18 protein-coding genes are annotated in these 20105 nt (G+C 68.8%); 8 read left to right on the plus strand and 10 right to left on the minus strand.

Going from position 1 to position 20105, the window contains the following annotated elements:
• The first annotated feature begins 85 nt into the window (after positions 1-85).
• The 3 genes from dnaJ to VF536_RS00195 all read left to right on the plus strand — a co-directional run bounded on the left by dnaJ (position 86) and on the right by VF536_RS00195 (position 4872).
• The gene (dnaJ, locus tag VF536_RS00185) at positions 86-1234 is read left to right on the plus strand and encodes a molecular chaperone DnaJ (protein WP_331612732.1); all 1149 of its coding nucleotides are present in this window, start codon (positions 86-88) and stop codon (positions 1232-1234) included.
• Positions 1235-1411: 177 nt separating this feature from the next.
• On the plus strand, positions 1412-3064 hold the full coding sequence (locus VF536_RS00190) for a response regulator (protein ID WP_331612733.1): 1653 nt from the start codon (positions 1412-1414) through the stop codon (positions 3062-3064).
• Positions 3065-3171: 107 nt separating this feature from the next.
• A complete protein-coding gene (locus tag VF536_RS00195; protein ID WP_331612734.1) occupies positions 3172-4872 on the plus strand; it encodes a phosphoethanolamine--lipid A transferase in 1701 nt (566 codons plus the stop codon).
• Here the strand turns inward: VF536_RS00195 and VF536_RS00200 are convergent.
• From VF536_RS00200 to VF536_RS00220, 5 genes are all read right to left on the minus strand, one after another.
• Entirely contained in the window at positions 4869-5276 is a 408-nt protein-coding gene (locus VF536_RS00200) for a hypothetical protein (RefSeq protein ID WP_331612735.1), read from the minus strand. The genes VF536_RS00195 and VF536_RS00200 overlap by 4 nt on opposite strands.
• Before the next feature lie 34 nt (positions 5277-5310).
• Positions 5311-5808, minus strand: coding sequence for a hypothetical protein (locus VF536_RS00205; protein ID WP_331612736.1), 498 nt, complete (start codon positions 5806-5808; stop codon positions 5311-5313).
• A 206-nt stretch (positions 5809-6014) separates the two neighbouring features.
• Positions 6015-7133, minus strand: coding sequence for a PA0069 family radical SAM protein (locus VF536_RS00210; protein WP_331612737.1), 1119 nt, complete (start codon positions 7131-7133; stop codon positions 6015-6017).
• A gap of 58 nt (positions 7134-7191) precedes the next feature.
• The gene (locus VF536_RS00215) at positions 7192-8370 is read right to left on the minus strand and encodes an arabinose transporter (RefSeq protein ID WP_331612738.1); all 1179 of its coding nucleotides are present in this window, start codon (positions 8368-8370) and stop codon (positions 7192-7194) included.
• A gap of 28 nt (positions 8371-8398) precedes the next feature.
• Positions 8399-9724, minus strand: coding sequence for an amidohydrolase family protein (locus VF536_RS00220; RefSeq protein WP_331612739.1), 1326 nt, complete (start codon positions 9722-9724; stop codon positions 8399-8401).
• Between the two features lie 202 nt (positions 9725-9926).
• On the opposite strand from VF536_RS00220, the gene VF536_RS00225 reads away from it, so the two are divergent.
• Positions 9927-10856 carry a LysR family transcriptional regulator gene (locus tag VF536_RS00225; RefSeq protein ID WP_331612740.1) on the plus strand — a complete coding sequence of 310 codons (930 nt, stop codon included), beginning with the start codon at positions 9927-9929 and terminating at the stop codon, positions 10854-10856.
• Between the two features lie 19 nt (positions 10857-10875).
• Entirely contained in the window at positions 10876-12516 is a 1641-nt protein-coding gene (locus tag VF536_RS00230) for a UDP-N-acetylglucosamine-peptide N-acetylglucosaminyltransferase (protein ID WP_331612741.1), read from the plus strand.
• Between the two features lie 10 nt (positions 12517-12526).
• Here the strand turns inward: VF536_RS00230 and VF536_RS00235 are convergent, their stop codons facing one another.
• Positions 12527-13240: a type 1 glutamine amidotransferase domain-containing protein gene (locus VF536_RS00235; protein WP_331612742.1), complete on the minus strand. Its 714-nt coding sequence runs from the start codon at positions 13238-13240 to the stop codon at positions 12527-12529.
• Positions 13241-13370: 130 nt separating this feature from the next.
• Between VF536_RS00235 and VF536_RS00240 the strand changes: the two genes are divergently transcribed.
• Entirely contained in the window at positions 13371-14282 is a 912-nt protein-coding gene (locus tag VF536_RS00240) for a LysR family transcriptional regulator (protein WP_331612743.1), read from the plus strand.
• Positions 14283-14330: 48 nt separating this feature from the next.
• Here the strand turns inward: VF536_RS00240 and VF536_RS00245 are convergent, their stop codons facing one another.
• The 4 genes from VF536_RS00245 to VF536_RS00260 are packed head-to-tail and all read right to left on the minus strand — an operon-like array spanning position 14331 to position 17678.
• Entirely contained in the window at positions 14331-15155 is an 825-nt protein-coding gene (locus tag VF536_RS00245) for an anti-sigma factor (RefSeq protein ID WP_331612744.1), read from the minus strand.
• On the minus strand, positions 15155-15718 hold the full coding sequence (locus VF536_RS00250; protein ID WP_331612745.1) for an RNA polymerase sigma factor: 564 nt from the start codon (positions 15716-15718) through the stop codon (positions 15155-15157). Before VF536_RS00250 ends, VF536_RS00245 begins: the two co-directional genes overlap by 1 nt.
• Positions 15715-17208: a YncE family protein gene (locus tag VF536_RS00255; RefSeq protein ID WP_331612747.1), complete on the minus strand. Its 1494-nt coding sequence runs from the start codon at positions 17206-17208 to the stop codon at positions 15715-15717. Before VF536_RS00255 ends, VF536_RS00250 begins: the two co-directional genes overlap by 4 nt.
• An 8-nt stretch (positions 17209-17216) precedes the next feature.
• Positions 17217-17678 (minus strand): DUF305 domain-containing protein, encoded by a 462-nt coding sequence (locus VF536_RS00260; RefSeq protein WP_331612748.1) that lies wholly within the window; start codon positions 17676-17678, stop codon positions 17217-17219.
• A gap of 229 nt (positions 17679-17907) precedes the next feature.
• Between VF536_RS00260 and VF536_RS00265 the strand changes: the two genes are divergently transcribed.
• Together VF536_RS00265 and VF536_RS00270 are read left to right on the plus strand one after the other, a co-directional pair.
• Positions 17908-18903 (plus strand): oxidoreductase, encoded by a 996-nt coding sequence (locus VF536_RS00265; protein ID WP_331612749.1) that lies wholly within the window; start codon positions 17908-17910, stop codon positions 18901-18903.
• Between the two features lie 97 nt (positions 18904-19000).
• The gene (locus VF536_RS00270; RefSeq protein ID WP_331612750.1) at positions 19001-19909 is read left to right on the plus strand and encodes a class II glutamine amidotransferase; all 909 of its coding nucleotides are present in this window, start codon (positions 19001-19003) and stop codon (positions 19907-19909) included.
• Positions 19910-20105: the final 196 nt, after the last annotated feature.

The following is a 20105-nucleotide window of genomic DNA, read 5'->3' on the forward strand; positions in this document are numbered from 1 at the left end:
TGCTGTCGATTGACAGCCGCCGCGCGGGGCCGCCAGCCTCGCGCGGCGTTCTGGTTTGAGGCCCTTAGCCCTCTCGGGAAGATCCATGGCAAAGCGTGACTATTACGAAGTCCTGGGCGTCGCCAAGAACGCCAGCGAAGAGGACATCAAGAAGGCGTATCGCAAGCTCGCGATGAAGTACCACCCTGACCGCAATCAGGGTGAAGGCGCCAAGGAAGCCGAGGACAAGTTCAAGGAGACCAAGGAGGCCTACGAGATGCTGTCGGACGGTCAGAAGCGGGCCGCCTACGACCAGTACGGCCACGCGGGCGTGGATCCGAACCAGGGCTTCCGCGGCGGTCCCGGCGCGGAAGGCTTCGGCGGATTCGCGGAGGCCTTCGGCGACATCTTCGGGGACCTCTTCGGCCAGCAGGGCGGCGGCGGCCGTCGCCAGGGTGGCGGCCAGCAGGTCTACCGCGGCAGCGACCTGAGCTACGCGATGGAGATCACCCTGGAGGAAGCCGCACGCGGCAAGGAGACGCAGATCCGCATCCCCTCGTGGGAAGGCTGCGAGACCTGCAAGGGCAGCGGGGCAAAACCCGGCACCAGCGCCAAGACCTGCGGCTCCTGCGGCGGCAGCGGCACGGTGCACATGCGCCAGGGCTTCTTCAGCATCCAGCAGACCTGCCCGCACTGCCACGGCACCGGCAAGATCATTCCCGAGCCCTGCACCACCTGCAACGGCGCCGGCAAGATCAAGAAGACCAAGACGCTGGAAGTCAAGATCCCGGCCGGCATCAACGAAGGCATGCGCATCCGGTCGGCCGGCAACGGCGAGCCGGGGGTGAACGGCGGTCCGTCGGGCGATCTCTACATCGAGATCCGCATCAAGCAGCACGACATCTTCGAGCGCGACGGCGACGACCTGCACTGCACGATGCCGGTGTCGATCACGACCTCGGCACTGGGTGGCACGATCGAGGTGCCGACGCTGGGCGGCAAGGCCGAGATCGAGCTGCCCGAGGGCACGCAGCACGGCAAGACCTTCCGCCTGCGCGGCAAGGGCATCAAGGGCGTGCGATCGAGTTATCCGGGCGACCTGTACTGCCACATCAGCATCGAGACGCCGGTCAAGCTGACCGAGCATCAGCGCAAGCTGCTCAAGGAACTCGACAAGAGCCTGAAGGACGGCGGCGAGCGCCACTCGCCCAACGCGAAGAGCTGGACCGACCGGGTCAAGGACCTCTTCAAGTAAGTCGCCAACAGCGAGACGCAAACCCTCGTCACGATTCACGAATCGGGCCGGTCCACTCACGCAAACCCGGGGGACCGGCGGAAGTCGCCGGGCGGACAATCGGTCCGTGGTTGACGACATTCGCACAATTCGTTGGGGTGCTGCCGGCCCGCTCTCTTCGGAGGCGGGCTTTTTCACATGCGCGCGCGCCTTGGTGGGGCCTCGGCCATGACGCTCGCCGGCACGCATGGCGCGCTCGGCAAGACCCAGGCGCTGGTGATCGACAGCAACGCGAACTCGCGCAGCCTGATGACGGCGCAGTTGCGCGAACTCGGCGTCGGCCATGTGCGGCAGACCACGCGCGTGCGGGACGCCCGCGTGATCCTGGAGACGCAGCCCTACGACATCGTCATCTGCGACTACTACTTCGACGGCTCCGAGATGTCGGGGCAGGACTTGCTGGACGAGTTGCGGCGCGAGCAACTGCTCCCCTACTCCACCGTCTTCGTCATGGTCACCGGCGAGGCCTCGTACGCGAAGGTCGCCGAGGCCGCCGAGGCGGCGCTGGACGCCTACCTCGTCAAGCCCTACACGACCACGGCGCTCGCCGACCGGCTGGCCAACGCGCGACATCGCAAGGTGGAACTGAAGGGCATCTTCGACGCGATCGACGCGAAGGATTTCGACAGCGCGGCAAACCTGTGCCTGGAGCGCTTCCAGCGCAAGGCGACCTACTGGCTGTATGCCGCGCGCATCGGCGCCGAGCTGTTGCTGCGCCTGGAGCGCCACACCGAGGCGCGTGAACTCTACGAGGCCATCATCGCCGCGCGCACCGTGCCGTGGGCGCGGCTGGGCGTGGCCCGGACCGAGGTCGCCGGCGGCAACCTGAGCGCCGCGCGCCGCACGCTGGAGACGCTCATCGGCGACATGCCCGACCAGGCCGACAGCTACGACCTGATGGGCCGCGTGCAGATGGAGCAAGGCGAGATCGCCGCGGCGCTCGCGACCTACCGCACCGCCGCGACGCTGACGCCCGGCTGCCTGCTGCGGCAGCAGCATTGCGGCACGCTGGCCTTCTACGCGGGGCAGCGCGACGAGGCGCTCAAGATGCTCGAGCGCAGCGTGGCGCAGGGCCTGCGGTCCAAGCTGTTCGATGCGCACAGCCTGGCGCTGATCGCGCTGATGCGCTTCGACGCCAAGGACAGCAAGGGGCTCAAGTACGCGATGGATGCGCTGATGCAGGCGATGGAGCGCGCGCCGCGCGACCAGCGCCTGCAGGGCTTCGACGTGCTGATGCAAGGTCTGCGGCTGCTGCTGGACCGCAAGCTGGCGGACGCGCTGACCTTGGCGCGCCGATTCGCGAAGCGCGCCGCCGATCCGGACTTCGATCTCGAAGCCGCCAGCCTGCTGGTCGCGCTGTGGGTGCGCATGGCGCGGCAGGACATCGAGCTCAACGAGATGGAGAGCCTCATGAGCCAGCTCGGTCTGCGCTTCTGCAGCTCGAAATCGGCGACCGAGGTGATGATCAGCATGGCCGAAGGCCACGAGCCCAGCACACAGCTGCTGCGCGACGCGAATGCGCGGGTGTTCGCGATCTCGGAGACGGCGATGCGCCATGCGATGCGCGGCGACGCGCAGACCGGCGTGCAGCTGCTGGTCGAACAAGGCACGCAGACGCTGAACGCCAAGCTGATCGACATGGCGGCGCTGGTGCTCAAGCGCTACCGGGACCGCATGAGCGATCCCGGCGCGCTGGAGCCGCGGATCGAGGAACTGCAGCGCCGTTATGTGCAGGCCAGCGGTCAGGGGCTGAAAGCTGCCCGAGGAGGCGGCATGGCCTTGCGGGGCTAAGCGCGTATCCCGGGCTAAGCTGCGGCAACGCTCAAGGATGCTTCAGGGAAGCTTCAGGTACGACAACTACAAGGGCCGGTTTCTTTTTGCCGGCCTGACACAACAAGATGCCGTTCTCCGATTCCTCGACCTCGCGGCCCCGCGAGGCCGGCTCCGCGCGGACCGTGCGCGCCCGTTCTCCGCTGGCATTGACGTGGCTGACCGCACTGTGGGTCGGTGTGCTCGGCAACTGGCCGCTGTGGCAGCGGATGTGGGGCATGCCGGACTACGCCGGCGCCTCGGGCAAGCTCTTCGTCATCGTCTTCGCCGGCATCGTGATCATGGTGCTCGCGGCCGCCTTCAGCCTGCTGGCCTGGCGCGTGGCGGTAAAGCCGCTGCTGACGCTGATGCTGCTGATGACAGCCCCGCTGGCCTACTTCATCGGCAGCTACGGCGTGATCATCGACAGCACGATGATCACCAACGCGCTGCAGACCGACGTGCGCGAGACGCGCGACCTGCTCGGCTGGGGACTGGTGGCGCATGTCGTGGTGATCGCGCTGATCCCGCTGATCTGGATCTGGCGGCAGCGCCTGACGGACAAGCGCTGGTTCAAGCGCCTGGGGTGGAACCTCGCGAGCATGGCGCTGGCGCTGGCCCTGGGCGTCGGCCTCGCGGCGACGCGCACGGCGGACCTGGCCTCCACGCTGCGCAACAACAAGGTGCTGACCAAGATGGTCAGCCCGATCAACGCGATCTGGGCGAGCGCCGCGCTGGCCGCGCAGAAGCAGAAGAAGCCCAAGGGACCGCTGGAGGTCGTCGCCGCCGATGCGAAGCTCACGCCGCGCGCTGCGGGCGCGCGACCGCCGCTGGTGCTGCTGGTGGTCGGCGAGACGGCGCGGTCTGAGAACTTCCAGCTCAACGGCTACGGCAAGCCGACCAATCCGGAGCTATCCACGAAGCCGGTGCTGAGCTACCGCGAAGTCGCTTCGTGCGGCACGTCGACGGCGGCCTCCCTGCCCTGCATGTTCTCGCAGCTGGGTCGCGAGGTCTACGTCGATCACCCCGGCAACCAGCAGACGCTGGTGGACGTGCTGCAGCGCGCCGGGCTGGCGGTGCTGTGGCTGGACAACCAGTCGGGCTGCAAGGGGATCTGCGACCGCGTGCCCAATGCGCAGGCCATCAATCCCGCTCGGCCGGATCACCCGATTCCCGCGGGCCTATGCCGCGCCGACGGCGAGTGCCTCGACGAGGTGATGCTGCATGACCTGGATGCGCGCATCGCCGCACTGGATCCGCAACGCGTCGCGCGTGGCGTCGTGCTGGTGCTGCACCAGATGGGCAGCCACGGCCCCGCCTACTACCTGCGCACGCCCGACGACCGCAAACCCTTCCAGCCCGAGTGCCGCAGCAACGCGCTGCAGCAGTGCGAGCTGGAGCAGGTCCGCAATGCCTACGACAACACGATCGCCTACACCGATCACGTGCTGGCCAAGGCGATCGACTGGCTGGGCACGCAGGAGCAGCGCTTCGACCCCAGCCTGCTCTACGTGTCGGACCACGGCGAGTCGCTGGGCGAGAACAACCTGTTCCTGCACGGCATGCCCTACGCGCTGGCACCCAAGCAGCAGAAGCATGTGCCGCTGATCCTGTGGCTGCCGGAGCAGACGCGGCAGTCGCAGAAGCTCGACAGCGCGTGCCTCACGCAGCGGCGCGATACGCCGATGTCGCATGACGGGCTGTATCACACGGTGCTGAGCCTCAGCGGCGTGGAGACCTCGGTCTATCGCAAGGATTGGGATTGGGTCGGCGCTTGCCGGCGCAACTAAGGTGTCGAGCGCGGCAAGGCTGCATCACACCGCTCCAGCACCTGCCTGACCTGTCCGAACTGGTCATGCATCTCCGCAGCTGTGACGGTCTCGTCCAATGCGTAGTCGGCTTGCACCCGTCGGTGTCGTTGCGCTTCGAGCTGAGCCCCGTTCCTCCGCGACCGCTCCTTCAATATCTCGCCGCAGCGCTCGGCAGGATGCTTCAACCGATTGATCAGTTCCTGATGTGATCCGCCCTCTGGTCCTTCGTTGCGACCGAGCATCGGCAGCGTCTCCTCCCATTCTTTGCAACGGTGGAATGCGGCGTAGTACGCACGGCTGATGGCACTCCGGAAGGCCACCTCTGAATCCTGTTGACCCAGCTGTCGGGCGAAGGTGAAGAAGTCTTTGCACTCGATGGTCATGATGCGTCTCCAACTCTCGGACTTCCCAACGGCCTCAGGCGGATGCCTCATCCACAAAGGAGAGCAGGAAATTGGGCTGAAGCAGGTCAACGTAAGCGAGCTCGCCCCAGAACTCGGACGTCCATTCCAAGGCCGCTTCGCGACTGACATCGACCGGAACTTCGTAGCGGATGCTCGTGATGTTTTCGTGCTCAAAGAGCGTCAACGTCGCCGTACCTTCCCGTCGCAGACCATGACGTTGGGCAAAGCACGCGGCCAGATGAAGAAGATGCCGGACATAGGTCACAGAGACATTGCGGCTTTCGAGCAGCGAGAGCGCCTGGTCGACCTGGTCCCAATTCGTGTACTTGCAGCGCGCGTCGACTTTCCCCTCAGGACGAGGCGCCCCGAACAACACAGCGGGATACCGCAGCAAGTCGACCACAGCCGCCAGTTCTGACACCCCCTCCGCGGTCGGCACGGGCATCACCATGATCGTCACCAACCTGTCGGCCCGGCTCACGGGCCTGACGTAGTTCACTTGCAGAGACATCACTGGTCCTCGGTTGCGAGTCCTCGACTCAATGGCAACCAGTCTCTGCGTGATGCGCTCGAAAAACATTCCCTCCGAAGAGCGTTTCATCGGGGGGTATTGATCTCGGTAGGTCACTCCCCCTGCGCATACTGAGGAAGGTCATTGCCAGATCGGCTGGCGCGGGGTCAGGTCTTGCCGACACTGAGCCGATGTTGCGCCGACGTTCAGAACAAGGACTGCTGCCCCACCACCTTGGACGGCGGACGGAACTCGCTGAAGTCGAACTGGTGCCGCTCGCGGCCCAGGCCCAATCGCTTCGACGCCTTGCGCAATCGCTGCTGCAGCAGCTCCGCCCAGATCCCCTCGCCGGTGAAGCGGGTGCCGAAGCGCGGATCGTTGTCCTTGCCGCCGCGCATGTCGCGCAGCCTCGCCATGATGCGCGCCGCCTTGTCCGGCTGATGCAGCCGCAGCCAGTCGTGGAACAGCGGCGCCACTTCCCAGGGCAGCCGCAGGGGAATGCTGAAGGCCTTGGTCGCGCCCGCTTCCGCAGCCGCTTCGAGGATGCGCTCCAGCTCCGGCTCGTTGAGGAAAGGGATCACCGGCGACACGCTCACGCCCACCGGCACGCCCGCCTCGGCGAGCACCTTGATCGTCTGCAGCCGCCGCTGCGGCGAGGCCGCCCGCGGCTCCAGGATGCGCGACAGCGCCGGATCCAGTGAGGTCACCGACAGGTAGACCGACACCTGCCGCTTGAGCGCCATCGGCACGATCAGGTCCAGATCGCGCTCGATGCCGCTGGACTTGGTCACCACTGAGAACGGATGCCGCGCCTCGGTCAGCACCTCCACGACAGCGCGCGTGATGCCGAGCTTGCGCTCGATCGGCTGGTAGGCATCGGTGGCGGTGCCCAGCACCAGCGGCGCCGGCTTGTACGCGGGCGAGGCCAGCGTCTCCCGCAGCCGCTCGGCGGCGTTGACCTTCGCGATGATCTTGGTCTCGAAGTCCAGGCCCGGCGACAGGTTCAGGTAGCTGTGCGTCGGGCGCGCGAAGCAGTAGATGCAGCCGTGCTCGCAGCCTCGGTAGGGATTGATCGACAGATCGAAGCCGATGTCGGGCGACTGGTTGCCGCTGACGATCTTCTTCGCGTGTTCCTCGATGATCTCGGTCTTCGGGGCGACGTGCTCCTCCAGCGCCTCCTGGTCCAGCGTGCCCCACCCGTCGTCGTACTGCTCGCGCTCACGCGATTCGAAACGGTGCGGCATCGCCCAGGCGCTGCCCCGCCCCTTCAGCGCGTCGGCCTGGAGGTACAGCGGCGGGGCAGCGATCTTGGTGTCTTGCGGCATACTGTCAATTTATACAGTATTGCTCAAGAATGCCAGTGTCCATGGGCATCCGCCGGGATCATTCCTCCTGCCTGTCGGTAATGACGAGCACCGCGCCCAACAGCGCTGCCACCGCTCCCAGCACATACACCGCCGCGAAGCCGAAGCGCCCCGCCACCCATCCCGCCGCCGGGCCAGCCAGGCCGTAGGCGATGTCGAGGAATGCGGCGAACGCGCCGATCGCACTGCCCCGGCTGGCCGGCGGCACGCGCTTGAGCGCCTCGACCCCGAGCGCCGGATAGATCAGCGCGCAGCCGAGGCCGGTCACGAAGGCGCCGGCCAGCGCGACCGCTTCGTGCGGCGCGCCCCAGACCAGCCCTTGCCCGATCGCCTCTACGACCAGCGACCACAGCGCCACACGCCTTCCGCCGATCTTGTCGGGCAGATGCCCGAGCAGCAGCCGCACCGCGATGAAGCCCACGCCGAAGCAGGTCATCACCACGCCGGCATGCGACCACCCACGCGCCGCGAAGTACAGCGACGCGAAGGCGGTCAGGCCGGCGAGCCCGACGCCCTGCAGCGTCAGCCCGAGCCCCTGCCGCCAGATCTGGCCCACCACGCGCCGGAACGGCAGGCGCGAGCCACCCGCCATGCGATAGGACGGCGTCACCCGTGCGATCGCCCAGGCGGCGAGCGGCGCGGCGATGCACGCGACCATCACGGCTGGCAGGCCATGGCCGCGATACAGCCACATGCCCATCGGCGCGCCAATCGAAAGCGCGCCGAACATCGCGATGCCGGTCCACGACATCGACAGGCCCGCGCGCTGCGGCCCCACCGAGGCGATGGACCACGACACGCAGCCGGTGACGAACTGGCTCTCGCCGAAGCCGGCCACCAGCCGCCCGGCGACGACGATGGCCAAGGCCGTCGCGGACGACCATCCGGGTAGCGCGGCGATGAGGTACAGCAGGCCCGCGACGGCGCAGCCGAGCGCGCCCTGCAGCGCCGAGCGCCGCCCGCCCTGCCCGTCGACGAGGCGCCCGGCATAGCCGCGCGTCAGCACCGTGGCGACGAACTGCAGGCCGATGACGAGCCCGACGGTCAGCGCGTCGAAGCCGAGCCGCTCATGGATGAACAGCGGCAGCACCGGCAGCGGCAGGCCGACGGCGAGGTAGCCGCAGAACAGCGCCGCGATGACACCGGGCGCGGGACTTGTCAGCACGGGTGTGGGCGTGGACGAAGCGATGGCAGACATGGGAGCTCCCGGAGGTCGATTGGGGCGATCAGGCCGCCGTCTTGAACAGGTCGACGCGATGCCCGCTGGCGTCGAGCAGGAAGTCGCGCGAGGCGGCCGCATCGGCGGCCAGCTTCGCCAGATCGACGTCGATCAACCGGCCGCCGCGCTTGCGCAGGCGCCCGCCCACCACGACCGTGTCGACATCGGCGCGCTCCACCGCCTGCACGATGGTGGCGATCGCGTTCGTCACCGGGAACACCGCCGCGCCGTGGGTGCGGACCATGATCAGGTCCGCGGCCTTGCCCGGCGTCAGCGTGCCGACGCGGTCCTCGATGCCGGCGGCCCGCGCGCCGTTGACGGTGGCGGCGCGCAGCACCTCCTCGACCCCGATCGGCGCGGGCACGCCGGACTCGCCGCGGAAACGGCGATAACGCATCGCCGCGCGCTGCTGGTGGAACAGCGCATGCATCTCGCCGAACAGGTCGCTGCCGAAGGCGGTGTCGAGGTCGATGCCCAGCGCCGGCGCCAGGCCGTGGTCGACGGCCACCTGGTAGGCGAAGGTCTCGTCGTCGAAGCCGAACAGCGCGTCCGAGCGCGGATTCACCGTGATGTTCACGCCGGCGTCGGCGAAGAGCTTCCAGGTCGCCACGGGCACGCGCGTGCAATGGTTGAAGAGGTTGTGCGGGCCGAGCACGCCGGGCCTGGCGAACTCGGGGCCGAGCTGCGCGAGGTCGCCGATGAACTCGGTCAGGATGCGCATGTCGAGGCCGCGCGCGACCTCCCACCAGTCCAGCTTCAACTGGCCGAACAGGCCGACCTGCACGCGGCTGCCGTCCGCGTTCCAGCGCGCCGCCAGTCGCGCCAGATCACCCGGCAGATGCGCCGACGAGGCGCCCTTGTCCATCGCCGGACCGACCATGTGCAGCGCGCGGATGCCCGAGGCGTGCAGCGCGTCCAGCGCGGCGTCGGTGTGCTCGGGGCTGCGCGAGCTGTGGCAGGCGTCGACGATGGTCGTGATGCCGGCGTCCAGCGACGCGGCCGCCGTCAGCATCGTGCTCGTGTACATGTCCTGCGGGCGGAAGTGCGCGCCCAGCTTGCTGGCGACCACGTCGATGTAGGCGAAGAGATCGTCGACGTCGGGCATCAGCCGGCGCATCACGCCCAGCCACGCATGGTGGTGGGCGTCGACCAGGCCGGGCATCACGATGCAACCGGCGGCGTCGACCACCTCGGCGTCGCCGGCGGGAAGTTCCGCGCCGACGGCGGCGATGCGGCCGTCGCGCACCAGCACGTCGCCGACGGCCAGGTTGGGCAGCGCGGGATCCATCGTGATGACGGTGCCGGCCTTGAAGAGGATGTCGCGATCGGTCATGGAGAGCTCCGTTGGAGAGATCGTTGGAGAGGTCGTTGGAGGAATCGTCGGGCGACTCGTTGGACGATTCGTTGGACGATTCGTTGAGGGAAATCGACTCGGGATTGAGTCAACGGACCGAATGATGCGAAGCGGACGATCTTTGATAAAGGTAGAGTCGCTCAAATGATCTTTGCTGAAATTCAAAGATGAGGAAGACAGGATGAGCATCGACGGACGATTGCTGGCCGGCATGAGCGTGCTGGCCGCGGTGGTGGAGTCGGGCAGCTTCAGCAAGGCCGGCGAGGTGCTCGGTCTGTCGGCGTCGGGCGTGAGCCGCGCGGTGTCGCGGCTGGAGGAGCGCCTGGGCGTCCGGCTGCTCGACCGCACGACGCGCTCGCTGCACCTCACCGGCGAGGGCGCACGCTTGTACGAGCACGCGGTGCCGCACCTCGAAGGCATCGAGGAAGCGGCGAACATCGTCTCCGGCGCGGCGGTCAGCGTGCGCGGCGCGCTGCGCGTGAGCCTGAATCCGCTGTTCGCGCGTTACGTGCTCGCGCCCGCCCTGCCCCGCCTGCAGGCGCTCTACCCGGACCTCACGCTGACGATGGTGCAGTTCCCGGGCAGCGGCGACCTGGTCGCCGAGGGCGTGGACGTGGCCGTGCGTTTCGGTCCGCAGCCGGCTTCGACGATGACTTCGCGCAAGTTGCTGGAGAACCGCGTGCTGACGGTCGCGGCGCCGTCCTACCTCGATCGGCGCGGACGGCCGCGCAAGCCACCGGAGCTGGCGAAGCACGACTGCCTCCAGTACATCGATCCGCAGCGCGGCAAGCCGTTCGAATGGATCTTCGTGCGCGGCAAGGGACGCGCGAAGGAGCAGTTGACGGTGGCCACCGCGGGCTCGCTGACGATGACCGACGCCGATGCGATGGTGCAGGCCTGCGTGGCGGGCGCCGGCGTGGCGCAGGTGCTGGCGCTCAGCGTCGAGCACCTGATCGCCGACGGCACGCTGGTGGAGCTGTTTCCGGACTGGCCGGGCGAGACCTTCCCGCTGTACATCGTGCGGCCGTCGCGGCGACTGCCGCCCGCATCGGTGGAGGCGTTCATGGCGTTCTGCATCGCACTCTGCGCGTCGTCGGGCCCGACGGCCTGAGCTTCCATAATCGTCCCCCATGGATGCCTTGAAAGACCTGCTGCGCAACGCCCTCCACGAGATGGGCCGCGGCCGCTACGCGGAGGCCGTCACGCTGCTCGAACCGCATGCGCAGGTCGCGTCCAACGAGCTCCAGCGCTACCTCGGCGAATCGCTGCGGCGTTGCGGCCGGGTGCAGGACGCGATCGGGCCGCTAATGCAGGCGCTCGCGTTGAAGATCGACGACGTCGACGCCTACCTGCAGCTCGCCTTCGCGCTGCAGACGCTGCAGATGAAGGCCGAGGCGGCCGAGTGCTTCCGCACGGTCGCCGCGCTGCGACCCGACAGCGTGATGGCCCTGGCCTACCAGGCCCACGGCGACCAGCAGTGCGCGCGCTGGTCGGACTTCGACGAGAACCTGCGGGCGTTGCACGCCGTCATCCGCGCCAAGCCCGATGACGCTGACGATGAGTTCGGCGTTCCCTTCGCGCTGGCGACGCTGCCGCATGAGGCGGCGGACCTGCTGAAAGTAGCGCGCTTGAGCACGCGCTTCCTGAGCCGCGGGATCGCGCCACTGCCGCCGGTGAAGGCCGTCGCCAAGCCGAAGCTGCGCATCGGCTATCTGTCCTCCGATTTCCAAGCTCATGCGACCGCCGCGCTGATGGTCGAGGTCCTCGAAAACCGCGATCGCGAGCGCTTCGAGGTGCTGCTGTTCTCGCACGGGCCGGACGACGGCTCCCCGCTGCAGCAGCGCATCCGCACCGCCTGCGAGCGCTTCATCGACGTCAGCGAGCTCGATCCCACCGGCATCGCCGCGCGCATGCGCGAGGAAGGCGTCGACATCGCCGTCGACCTGAAGGGCCACACCGCCGGCAGCCGCTTCACCGCGCTGGCCGCGCGGCCGGCACCGGTGCAGGTCGCGTGGCTCGGTTTCCCCGGCACCTGCGGCGCGGATTTCATCGACTACGTCGTCGGCGACGAGATCGTCACGCCGCTGGGCGATGCGCCGTTCTACTCCGAGCGGATCGCGCAGTTGCCGCGCTGCTATCAGCCCGGCGACGCGACGCGCCGGATCACACCGGCGCCGCGCGCCGAGCTCGGCCTGCCGGACGACGCGGTCGTGCTACTGTCGGCGAACACGGTGCTGAAGATCACGCCTGCCGTCTTCGATGCATGGATGACGATCCTGCATCGCCTGCCGCAGGCGCTGCTGTGGCAGCTCAGCGGCGGCGAGCAGGCCGACGCGCAACTGCGCGCCGAGGCCGCCTCACGCGGCATCGCGCCGGAGCGGCTCGTCTTCATGCCGCCGGTGGGCATGGCCGAACACTGGAACCGGCTCTCCGCCGCCAACGTCGCGCTCGACACCTGGCCGTGCAACGGGCATACGACCACCAGCGATGCGCTCGCGGCCGGCGTACCGGTGGTGACGCTGCGCGGCGACGGCTTCGCGTCGCGCGTGGCGGAAAGCCTGCTCGTGCAGGCCGGCCTGCCGGAACTGGTTTGCGACACGCCCGCGTCGTACGTCGAGAAAGTCTGCGTACTGGCGCTTGCATCGAAGCCCGCAATCCCCGCGTGGATCGATTCACCGGCGTTCGCACGCGATCTGGAAGCGCTGTACGAGCGCATGTGGGCTCGCGCCGTGGCAGGCCAGCCGCCGGAAGCATTGCCGGCCGGCGGCTGAGGCCGCTGGCTCAGGCGGCGATCCGCGACGCGATCGCCATCACCTCCTGCGCCACCGCGCCCGCGGCGAACGGGTTCTGACCGGTCACCAGGTTGCCGTCGACGACGACGTGCGGCTGCCACGCCCCGCCCTGCTCGAAGACGGCGCCGGCGTCGCGCAGGCGGGTCTCCAGCAACCACGGGGCATTCGCGGCGAGTCCGACCTGCGTCTCCTCGTCGTTGGTGAACGCCGTCATGCGGCGGCCCTTGAACGCCCATCCCTGGGCGTCCCCTGCGGCCAGGAAGGCGGCTTGGCCATGGCACACCGCGGCGACGACCTTGAACGGCGCCGCCAGCGCCGTCGTCAGCACCCGACCGACGGACGGATTCACCGCGAGGTCCTGCATCGGGCCGTGGCCGCCGGGCACGAACAGGACGTCGTAGTCGGCGACGGCGACGTCTTCGATGCGCAACGGCGCACGCAGCGCCTGGGCACAGCCTTCGAGGTAGCGCGCGAAACCTTCGACCTTCGCGGTGTCACCGTGGTTCGCCTCGGGCGAGAGGCTCAGCGCGTCGACGACGGCCGGCAGTCCGCCCGGCGTCGCGATCGTGATGCGCGCGCCGGCCGCGCTGAAGTGCTGGTGCGGCGCGATGAACTCTTCGGCCCAGAAGCCCGAGGGACGCTGGCTGCCGTCCTTCTGGGTCCAGACAGTGGCACTGGTGAGGATCATGAGCACGTTGATCATGGGAGGTCTTTCATCGGAAGTGAGAATGTCGACGTCGGGCAGTGTGTCGACGGCCTCGCGATGCGTAAATGAACCGCGCGCGCTTTCAGTCTTCCGCCGGCAGGAACGCCGGCCGCATCGGATCGTCCTCATGAATCGTCTCGAGTCCCTGCGCCTCTTCTGCCTCGCCGCGGAGTCGGCCAACTTCCGCGATGCCGCCACGCGGGCGGGCGTGTCGCCGCAGGTGGTCACGCGTGTCATCGGCGCGCTGGAGGAGGAACTCGGCGAGCCGCTGTTCCATCGCAGCACGCGCGGCGTGCGCCTGACCGAGTTCGGCGAGCAGCTGGCGGCGAGCGCCGCCGAGGCCGTCGCAGGCCTCGATCGCGTCTTCCAGTCCGGCGCTTCCGCCACCGATGAGCGGATCGGCGGACTGGTGCGCATCGCCGCGCCGAGCGCGCTCGGACGTCGCGTGATCGCGCCGGCGCTGGCGCCGCTGCTCGCGGCGCACCCGGGACTGCGGCTGGATCTGCGCCTGTCCGAGGTCGTCGCCGACGTGGTCGACGGGCAGATCGATGTCGGTGTCCGCATCGGCCCGCTGCGCGACAGCCGTTTCGTCGCGCGGCCGGTGTCCGGCGCGGGGCTGTTCGTCGTCGGCGCGCCGTCGTTGGTCGAACGTGTGGGCGCGCCCGACAGCCTCGAGTCGCTGCTCGCCGCGCCGATGACCGTGATGATCGACCGCAACACCGGGCGCCCCTGGCCGTGGATGTTCAAGGACGGCCAGCAGGTCGTGCCGCCGCAACCGGCGCTCGTCACCGATGACCCGGAGGCCGAATGCGAGGCCGTCCTGGCGGGCGCAGGATTCGGGCAACTGCCCGGGCACCTCGCGCTGCCGCTGATCCGGGACGGTCGCCTGGTGGCCGTGCTCGACGACTTCAACCCGGCGCCATCGCTGATCTACGTCTATCGGCCGATCCAGCGGCCCACCGCGCGGGTGCGCCTGGTCTTCGATGCGTTGTGCGAGCTGCTGCGCGATGTCGACGTCGCCATGGATCGCAAGCCCTGACCCCACTGCACGCTGCGACCACCACGCGGACGTCCGACGAGGTCCCTGTCAGATCGACGCCTTCTCGCGCGCCTGGCGACGCACCTCGTCGGCGACCGGGTGCAGCGTCGTCGGGCTTTCGGTGCCCACGACGCTGTAGCCCAGCCCGCGCATGGCCCAGCTGTAGCCGCCGACCGCACCTGTGGTCTGCGCCATCATCGGCGCCTCCTTCTCGACGGTCATCGGCCGCAGCATCACGGCCATCCGCGTGCCGTCCTCGCGGTCGTAGAAGAACATGCCGGCAGGACCGTGGACCGTCGCGACCAGCCGGCCGCCCGCGAACCGATAGCCGGCCGCGCTGAGATCCGGGATCTCCACCGGCCGCCGGAGCTTGTCCGAGACCACGCGCAGCAGCCGCTCGCGGTCGAGGTCCTCCGGCGCATCGGACGCATAGGCGAGGTAGCTGCTGCGCGCTTCGCCGGCGAGCGCTGCGATGCCGTTCGCCCCAGCGTTCGCCCCGGCGTTCGCGACGCCGTCTGCCGCAACGCTCATCGGCTCCCAGCGGTCGCGCACCTGCCAGCCGCCGACGCTGCCGGCGCCGAGCGCGACGAGCACCGCCGCGGCCCAGCGCCAATGACGCGTCGGCGGCTCCTGCCGTTGTGCGAGCAGCGTCCGGAGTTGCAGTCGCTCGGGCACCGGCTCATCGACGATGGGCGCGAACGCCGATCTCAGCAGCTGCCGCTGCGCGATCAGCCGGGTCACCGCGGCGGCCGCCTCCGGATCGCGGTCCAGATGGTCCTGCACCGCCTTGCGTCGCTCGGCGTCCAGCAAGCCATCGACGTAGGCATGGAGGTCGTCTTCGACGATGGGCGCCGATGGCGTGGGTCTGGTCATCACTTCATCCTCCGCAAATGCGCGCCCGCGGGCGGCGTCGCTGTCACCGCCGCCACGGCGGGCACCTCGCCGTCGAGCGCACGCTGCAATCGCTCGCGTCCTCGTGCCAGGCGCGACATCACCGTGCCGATCGGAATGTCGAGCGCCTTCGCCGCCTCCGCGTAGGACAGGTCCTCGACGGACACCAGCAGGACCACGCTGCGCTGGTCCTGCGGCAGCGCATCCAGCGCCGTCATCAACTCCCCGACCTGCACGCGATGCTCCTGCGACGCCGGCACCATCAGGGCGGACTCGGCGACATCCGCGATGTCCACGTGCTCGCCGCGCCGCGCCTGCTGCCGCAAGCGGTTGACGATCAGGTTGTGCGCGATCGCGAAGACCCACTGGCGGGTGTTCTCCTTCTGCCGCAGAGCGTCCCATTGGCCGATCGCACGTTCCAGGCAATCCTGGACCAGATCGTCCGCGAGGTCGCGATCACGCAGCATCGCGCTGGCATAGCGGCGCAGGGCCGGGATCAGCGGCTCGATGGCCTCGATCATCGCCATGCCAGCGCCTCGGCTCATCGCGTCGCCACCTGCACCTGGACGGGACTGCCGGGCTTGCCGTCGACCACGGGCGCGACGACCAGGTAGCGCCGGGTCGCCGGCGCCTCGGCCTGCACGATCTGGCGGATCGGTCCGATGGCGTTGACGATCGCCGAACCGGCCGGGTTGGTCATGAAGTTGGCCAGCGGCTGCAGCGCGCCGGAGCCGTCCGCCTGCTCGGCCAAGGCCACGACATACGGCTGCTTCGGCTTCAACCCCGTCACGGACGCCTGGAACACCTGCAGCAGGCCCTGATCGAAGAGCGCCACGCTGGTGGGCGCTCCTGTCGCGGCCGCTGCCGCGGACCCGGTCGGGCTTCCGACCGAGGACTCACCCACCGCGCGCAGCGTCAGCGAGGCCACCTGCCCCGCCACGCCGAGCGGCTGCAGGCCCTGCAGGCCGTCGCCCTCGGGCACGGCGTCGGGCACGTAGGCGATGGCCTGCGGCGCCTGCCCGATGGGGACGTTGCCGACGACGGTGTTCGACGCCGTATCGATCACCGCGAGCGCGTCGGCGTTCTCCAGGCCCACATAGATCCGGCTGCCGTCGCCCGACGGCCAGACGCCGTGCGGCAGCTTGCCCACCGGGATGGTGGTCACCGCGGAGAAGTCGTCGGTGCGGAACACCTTCACCTGGTTCAGCCCGCCGACGGTCACGTAGGCGAAGGTGCCCTTGGCGGTCCTGGCGAAGTTCACGTGGTTGGTGATCGGGCCGGTGTCGAAGGACTTGATGACGGCGAACGGCGGACGCGCGTCGAAGACGGCCGTGCGGCCGATGTCCTTCAGCGTGAACCACACCTGCCGGCCGTCCGGCGACGCGGCGATGTTGGGGCAGAACGGGCTGTCCTGCTTCACCGTCGCGACGATCTTGTGGCTCGCGACCTCGACGATCGCCGTCTCCGGATTGAAGGAGGAGCAGACGTAGCCGTACTTGCCGTCCGGCGAGAAGATCTGCATGCCCGGCCCGGCGGCGGTGACGATGCGGGTCTTCTCCTCATAGGTCGCGGCGTCGATCACGGACACGTAGTTCTCGCCCCGGACCGTGACCCAGACCTCCTTGCCGTCCGGGGTGAAGAAGGCTTCATGCGGGGAGCGGCCCACGTAGGTCGTGTGCTTGACCGCGTTGGTGCGCGTGTCGATGAAGCTCACCGAGTTCGAACCGATGGACACCACCGCCAGCGTGCGGTGATCCGGCGAGAAGCCCAGCCCGTGCACCAGCACCTGCCCGCGGTAGAGCGGGCTGAAGTTGCCCGGCGACGGGTCGCCCAGGCGGATGACGCCGAGCAGGCGGTTGTCGACTGGGTCGGTGACGGAGAGCGTGTTGGAGAACTGCTCGGCGGCGTAGATCCGGTCGCGGTGGCTGATGGGGATATCGGCATCCGCGGCGCGGCCCGGCGCCTGGCCGGCCATGGCGGCACCGCCGCAGGCGGCGAGGAACAGCAGCGAGGAACGCAAGAGAGGCTTCAGCATGAGAGGTCCTACTTCGAATGGTGATGGACAGAAGCCGGTGCCGGCACTGGCGCCGATGCTGCGCGCTCGACCTGCGTCGGCGCGGGCGCCGAAGGCGGCAGCGCGTTGCCGACGGCGAGCTGCATCGCGGCGATCTCCTGCTGCTGCTCGACGATGATTTCCTGCGCGATGCGTCGCAGCTGCTCGTTGGAGCCATGGCGCAGCTCGGCCAAGGCCATGTCGATGGCGCCCTGATGATGGGGAATCATCATGGCCGCGAAGTCGCGGTCGATATCGCCGGAGGGCTTGATCTCCATCGCGGCCATCATGCGGTCCATCGCCGCGGCGTTCTCCGCATGGAAGGCGTCCGTCGACGTGGCGGCGCCCGCCCATGCGGCGGCCGCAGTGACGGCGGTGACCGCGATCCACGGCAACACCCGCCGCAGTCCGCGCAAGGGCGGCCGTGCAGGCCGCGTGCTGTTTGAGGTCATGTCCGGCTCCAGGTTGAAAGGCGGTTGAAAAGCAACGGCCTTCCCTGCTGTAGACACCCGGCGGCGACGCTTATTCCCGACGCGCGGGCGACATGCGCCCATCGGTAACATTCATGACGGGACCGGACGATCGAGCAATGGACCCGGATCTCGCGGCATGGTCGTCCGGGCGGTCGCGATGGATCATGAAGGCTCGATCCGCCCCCTTGCGCAGACGCCCATGACGCTCATGACGACCACCCATCAGCATCCCCTGCCCTCCGGCTTCGGCCCCACGACCCGCGCGACGGATGTGCTGCGTGGCGTGGATCTCAGCGGCAAGCGCGTCGTCGTGACCGGCGGGTATGCGGGCCTCGGCCTGGAAACCGTGCGTGGGCTCACCGCCGCCGGTGCCAGGGTCGTCGTGCCAGCGCGCAGCCCCGACAAGGCCCGCGCGGCCCTCGAAGGTCTGCCCAACGTGGAGCAGGCCGCGATGGACCTGCTGGACCCGGCCTCGATCTCACGATTCGCGGACGAACTCGTGAGCCGCGGCGATCCGCTCGATCTGCTGATCCTCAACGCCGGCATCATGGCCGCGCCGCTGCGCCGCGACGCGCGCGGCCACGAGAGCCAGTTCGCCGCCAACCACCTGGGGCATTTCGAGCTCGCGCTGCGGCTGTGGCCCGCGCTGCGGCGTGCGGGCGCGGCCCGGGTCGTGGTGCTGACCTCGCTGGGGCATCGCTTCGCGCCCGTGGACTTCGAGGATCCGGACTTCGCGCGACGTCCCTACGACAAGTGGAAGGCTTACGGTCAGTCCAAGTCGGCGAATGCGCTCTTCGCGGTCGGCCTCGATCGCCGGGGCGCGGCGCACAACGTGCGCGGCTTCGCCGTGCATCCGGGCGCCATCCTCACGGACCTGACGCGCGATCTCACGGCGGAAGACTTCGCCGCCTTCGGCCTCCCACCGGACAACGCCCACGGTGTCGCGCCGACGGGCATGTCGGTCGAAGAAGGCGGGCGTTACAAGGATCTCGCTCAGGGCGCCGCGACCACGCTGTGGTGCGCGACCAGCCGCCAGCTGGACGGCCTGGGAGGCCTCTATTGCGAGAACTGCGACGTCGCACGCATCGTGGCCGAGGGCGAAGTGTTCGACGGCGGCGTACGGCCCTGGGCGATCGATCCGGCGCAAGCCGACCGGCTCTGGACGCTCAGCGAGCGGCTGACGGGCGTGAGCTTCGGCACTTGATCCTCAAGGCTTGACCCCGTCGCATCGGCGCCGAACCGCATGAGCCCATGCGCCCTCCGCATTTGTCCGCTCCGCGACCCCACGCGATAGTCGCCGCATGTGCCAACTGCTGGGAATGAACTGCAACAGCGATGCAGCGATCACCTTCTCCTTCACCGGGTTCGCTGCCCGCGGCGGTCGTACAGCAGAGCACATCGACGGCTGGGGCATGGCGTTCTACGAGCGCTCCGGCTGCCGTGTCTTCCACGACGACCAGCCGGCCAGCGAATCGCCGCTGGCGGAGTTCCTGAGCCGCTACCCCATCAAGTCGCGCATCGTGATCGCGCACCTGCGTCGCGCGACGCAGGGCGGCGTCACCCTGTCCAACTGCCATCCGTTCCAGCGCGAATGGCTGGGCCAGACCTGGGTGTTCGCCAACAACGGGGACCTGAAGGACTTCCAGCCCGTGCTCGACGGCCCGTACCGGCCCGTCGGCAGCACCGACAGCGAACGCGCCTTCTGCTGGCTGCTGCAGGAGCTGCGCAAGCGCTTCGCAGACCGGGACCTCGAGCGGGATCAGCCGCCGTCATGGCGCGAGCTCGCGCCCCACGTCGCGCAGCTCAGCGAAGTCATCGCCCGCCACGGCAACTTCAACTTCCTGCTCACCAACGGCGCGGCGCTTTACACCCACTGCTCCAGCCGGCTGCAGGTGCTGCAGCGGCGCCATCCGTTCCCGATGGCGCGCCTGGTCGACTGCGACATGTCGCTCGACCTGAGCGCGATGAACGGCGCCGACGATCGCATCGTCCTCGTCGCCACCGATCCGCTCACCGCCGACGAGGCCTGGCAGCCGCTGAGCACCGGCGAGTGCCGCGTGTTCGTCGACGGCGAGGAGGTCTGGCGCGACGTCAATCCGGCCACGCGCGCGTTCCCGATCGTCGCGACCACGGTCGGACGGCCGTGGCAGAAACCGCGATGGGCAGGGAGCTCGGCCTGGCCCATGCTGCTGCGAGACATCGCGGTATGAGCCGCATGTCCTTGAGCCGCATGTCCTAACGCGATTCGGTTCGTTGGGCGCCGGCAGGCGCGCTTCTAGAGTGATTCGATCGCACTCAGGAGTCGGCGCCGACGATGGATTCTTCCAAGCTCACGACGACCGGTGGACCGGTCGTCCCCACGGATTCAAGCAGTGTCGACGCATCGACCAGCGCATCGACCGGCAC

Source organism: Roseateles sp. (assembly GCF_036486225.1).
Taxonomy (GTDB): Bacteria; Pseudomonadota; Gammaproteobacteria; order Burkholderiales; family Burkholderiaceae_C; genus Roseateles.

Excerpts from the sequence above, each read along its gene's own strand:
- dnaJ (WP_331612732.1), top strand. The coding sequence starts at position 86 with ATGGCAAAGCGTGACTATTACGAAGTCCTGGGCGTCGCCAAGAACGCC.
- VF536_RS00190 (WP_331612733.1), top strand. The coding sequence starts at position 1,412 with ATGCGCGCGCGCCTTGGTGGGGCCTCGGCCATGACGCTCGCCGGCACG.
- VF536_RS00195 (WP_331612734.1), top strand. The coding sequence starts at position 3,172 with ATGCCGTTCTCCGATTCCTCGACCTCGCGGCCCCGCGAGGCCGGCTCC.
- VF536_RS00200 (WP_331612735.1), bottom strand. The coding sequence starts at position 5,276 with ATGACCATCGAGTGCAAAGACTTCTTCACCTTCGCCCGACAGCTGGGT.
- VF536_RS00205 (WP_331612736.1), bottom strand. The coding sequence starts at position 5,808 with ATGTCTCTGCAAGTGAACTACGTCAGGCCCGTGAGCCGGGCCGACAGG.
- VF536_RS00210 (WP_331612737.1), bottom strand. The coding sequence starts at position 7,133 with ATGCCGCAAGACACCAAGATCGCTGCCCCGCCGCTGTACCTCCAGGCC.
- VF536_RS00215 (WP_331612738.1), bottom strand. The coding sequence starts at position 8,370 with ATGTCTGCCATCGCTTCGTCCACGCCCACACCCGTGCTGACAAGTCCC.
- VF536_RS00220 (WP_331612739.1), bottom strand. The coding sequence starts at position 9,724 with ATGACCGATCGCGACATCCTCTTCAAGGCCGGCACCGTCATCACGATG.
- VF536_RS00225 (WP_331612740.1), top strand. The coding sequence starts at position 9,927 with ATGAGCATCGACGGACGATTGCTGGCCGGCATGAGCGTGCTGGCCGCG.
- VF536_RS00230 (WP_331612741.1), top strand. The coding sequence starts at position 10,876 with ATGGATGCCTTGAAAGACCTGCTGCGCAACGCCCTCCACGAGATGGGC.
- VF536_RS00235 (WP_331612742.1), bottom strand. The coding sequence starts at position 13,240 with ATGATCAACGTGCTCATGATCCTCACCAGTGCCACTGTCTGGACCCAG.
- VF536_RS00240 (WP_331612743.1), top strand. The coding sequence starts at position 13,371 with ATGAATCGTCTCGAGTCCCTGCGCCTCTTCTGCCTCGCCGCGGAGTCG.
- VF536_RS00245 (WP_331612744.1), bottom strand. The coding sequence starts at position 15,155 with ATGACCAGACCCACGCCATCGGCGCCCATCGTCGAAGACGACCTCCAT.
- VF536_RS00250 (WP_331612745.1), bottom strand. The coding sequence starts at position 15,718 with ATGAGCCGAGGCGCTGGCATGGCGATGATCGAGGCCATCGAGCCGCTG.
- VF536_RS00255 (WP_331612747.1), bottom strand. The coding sequence starts at position 17,208 with ATGCTGAAGCCTCTCTTGCGTTCCTCGCTGCTGTTCCTCGCCGCCTGC.
- VF536_RS00260 (WP_331612748.1), bottom strand. The coding sequence starts at position 17,678 with ATGACCTCAAACAGCACGCGGCCTGCACGGCCGCCCTTGCGCGGACTG.
- VF536_RS00265 (WP_331612749.1), top strand. The coding sequence starts at position 17,908 with ATGACGACCACCCATCAGCATCCCCTGCCCTCCGGCTTCGGCCCCACG.
- VF536_RS00270 (WP_331612750.1), top strand. The coding sequence starts at position 19,001 with ATGTGCCAACTGCTGGGAATGAACTGCAACAGCGATGCAGCGATCACC.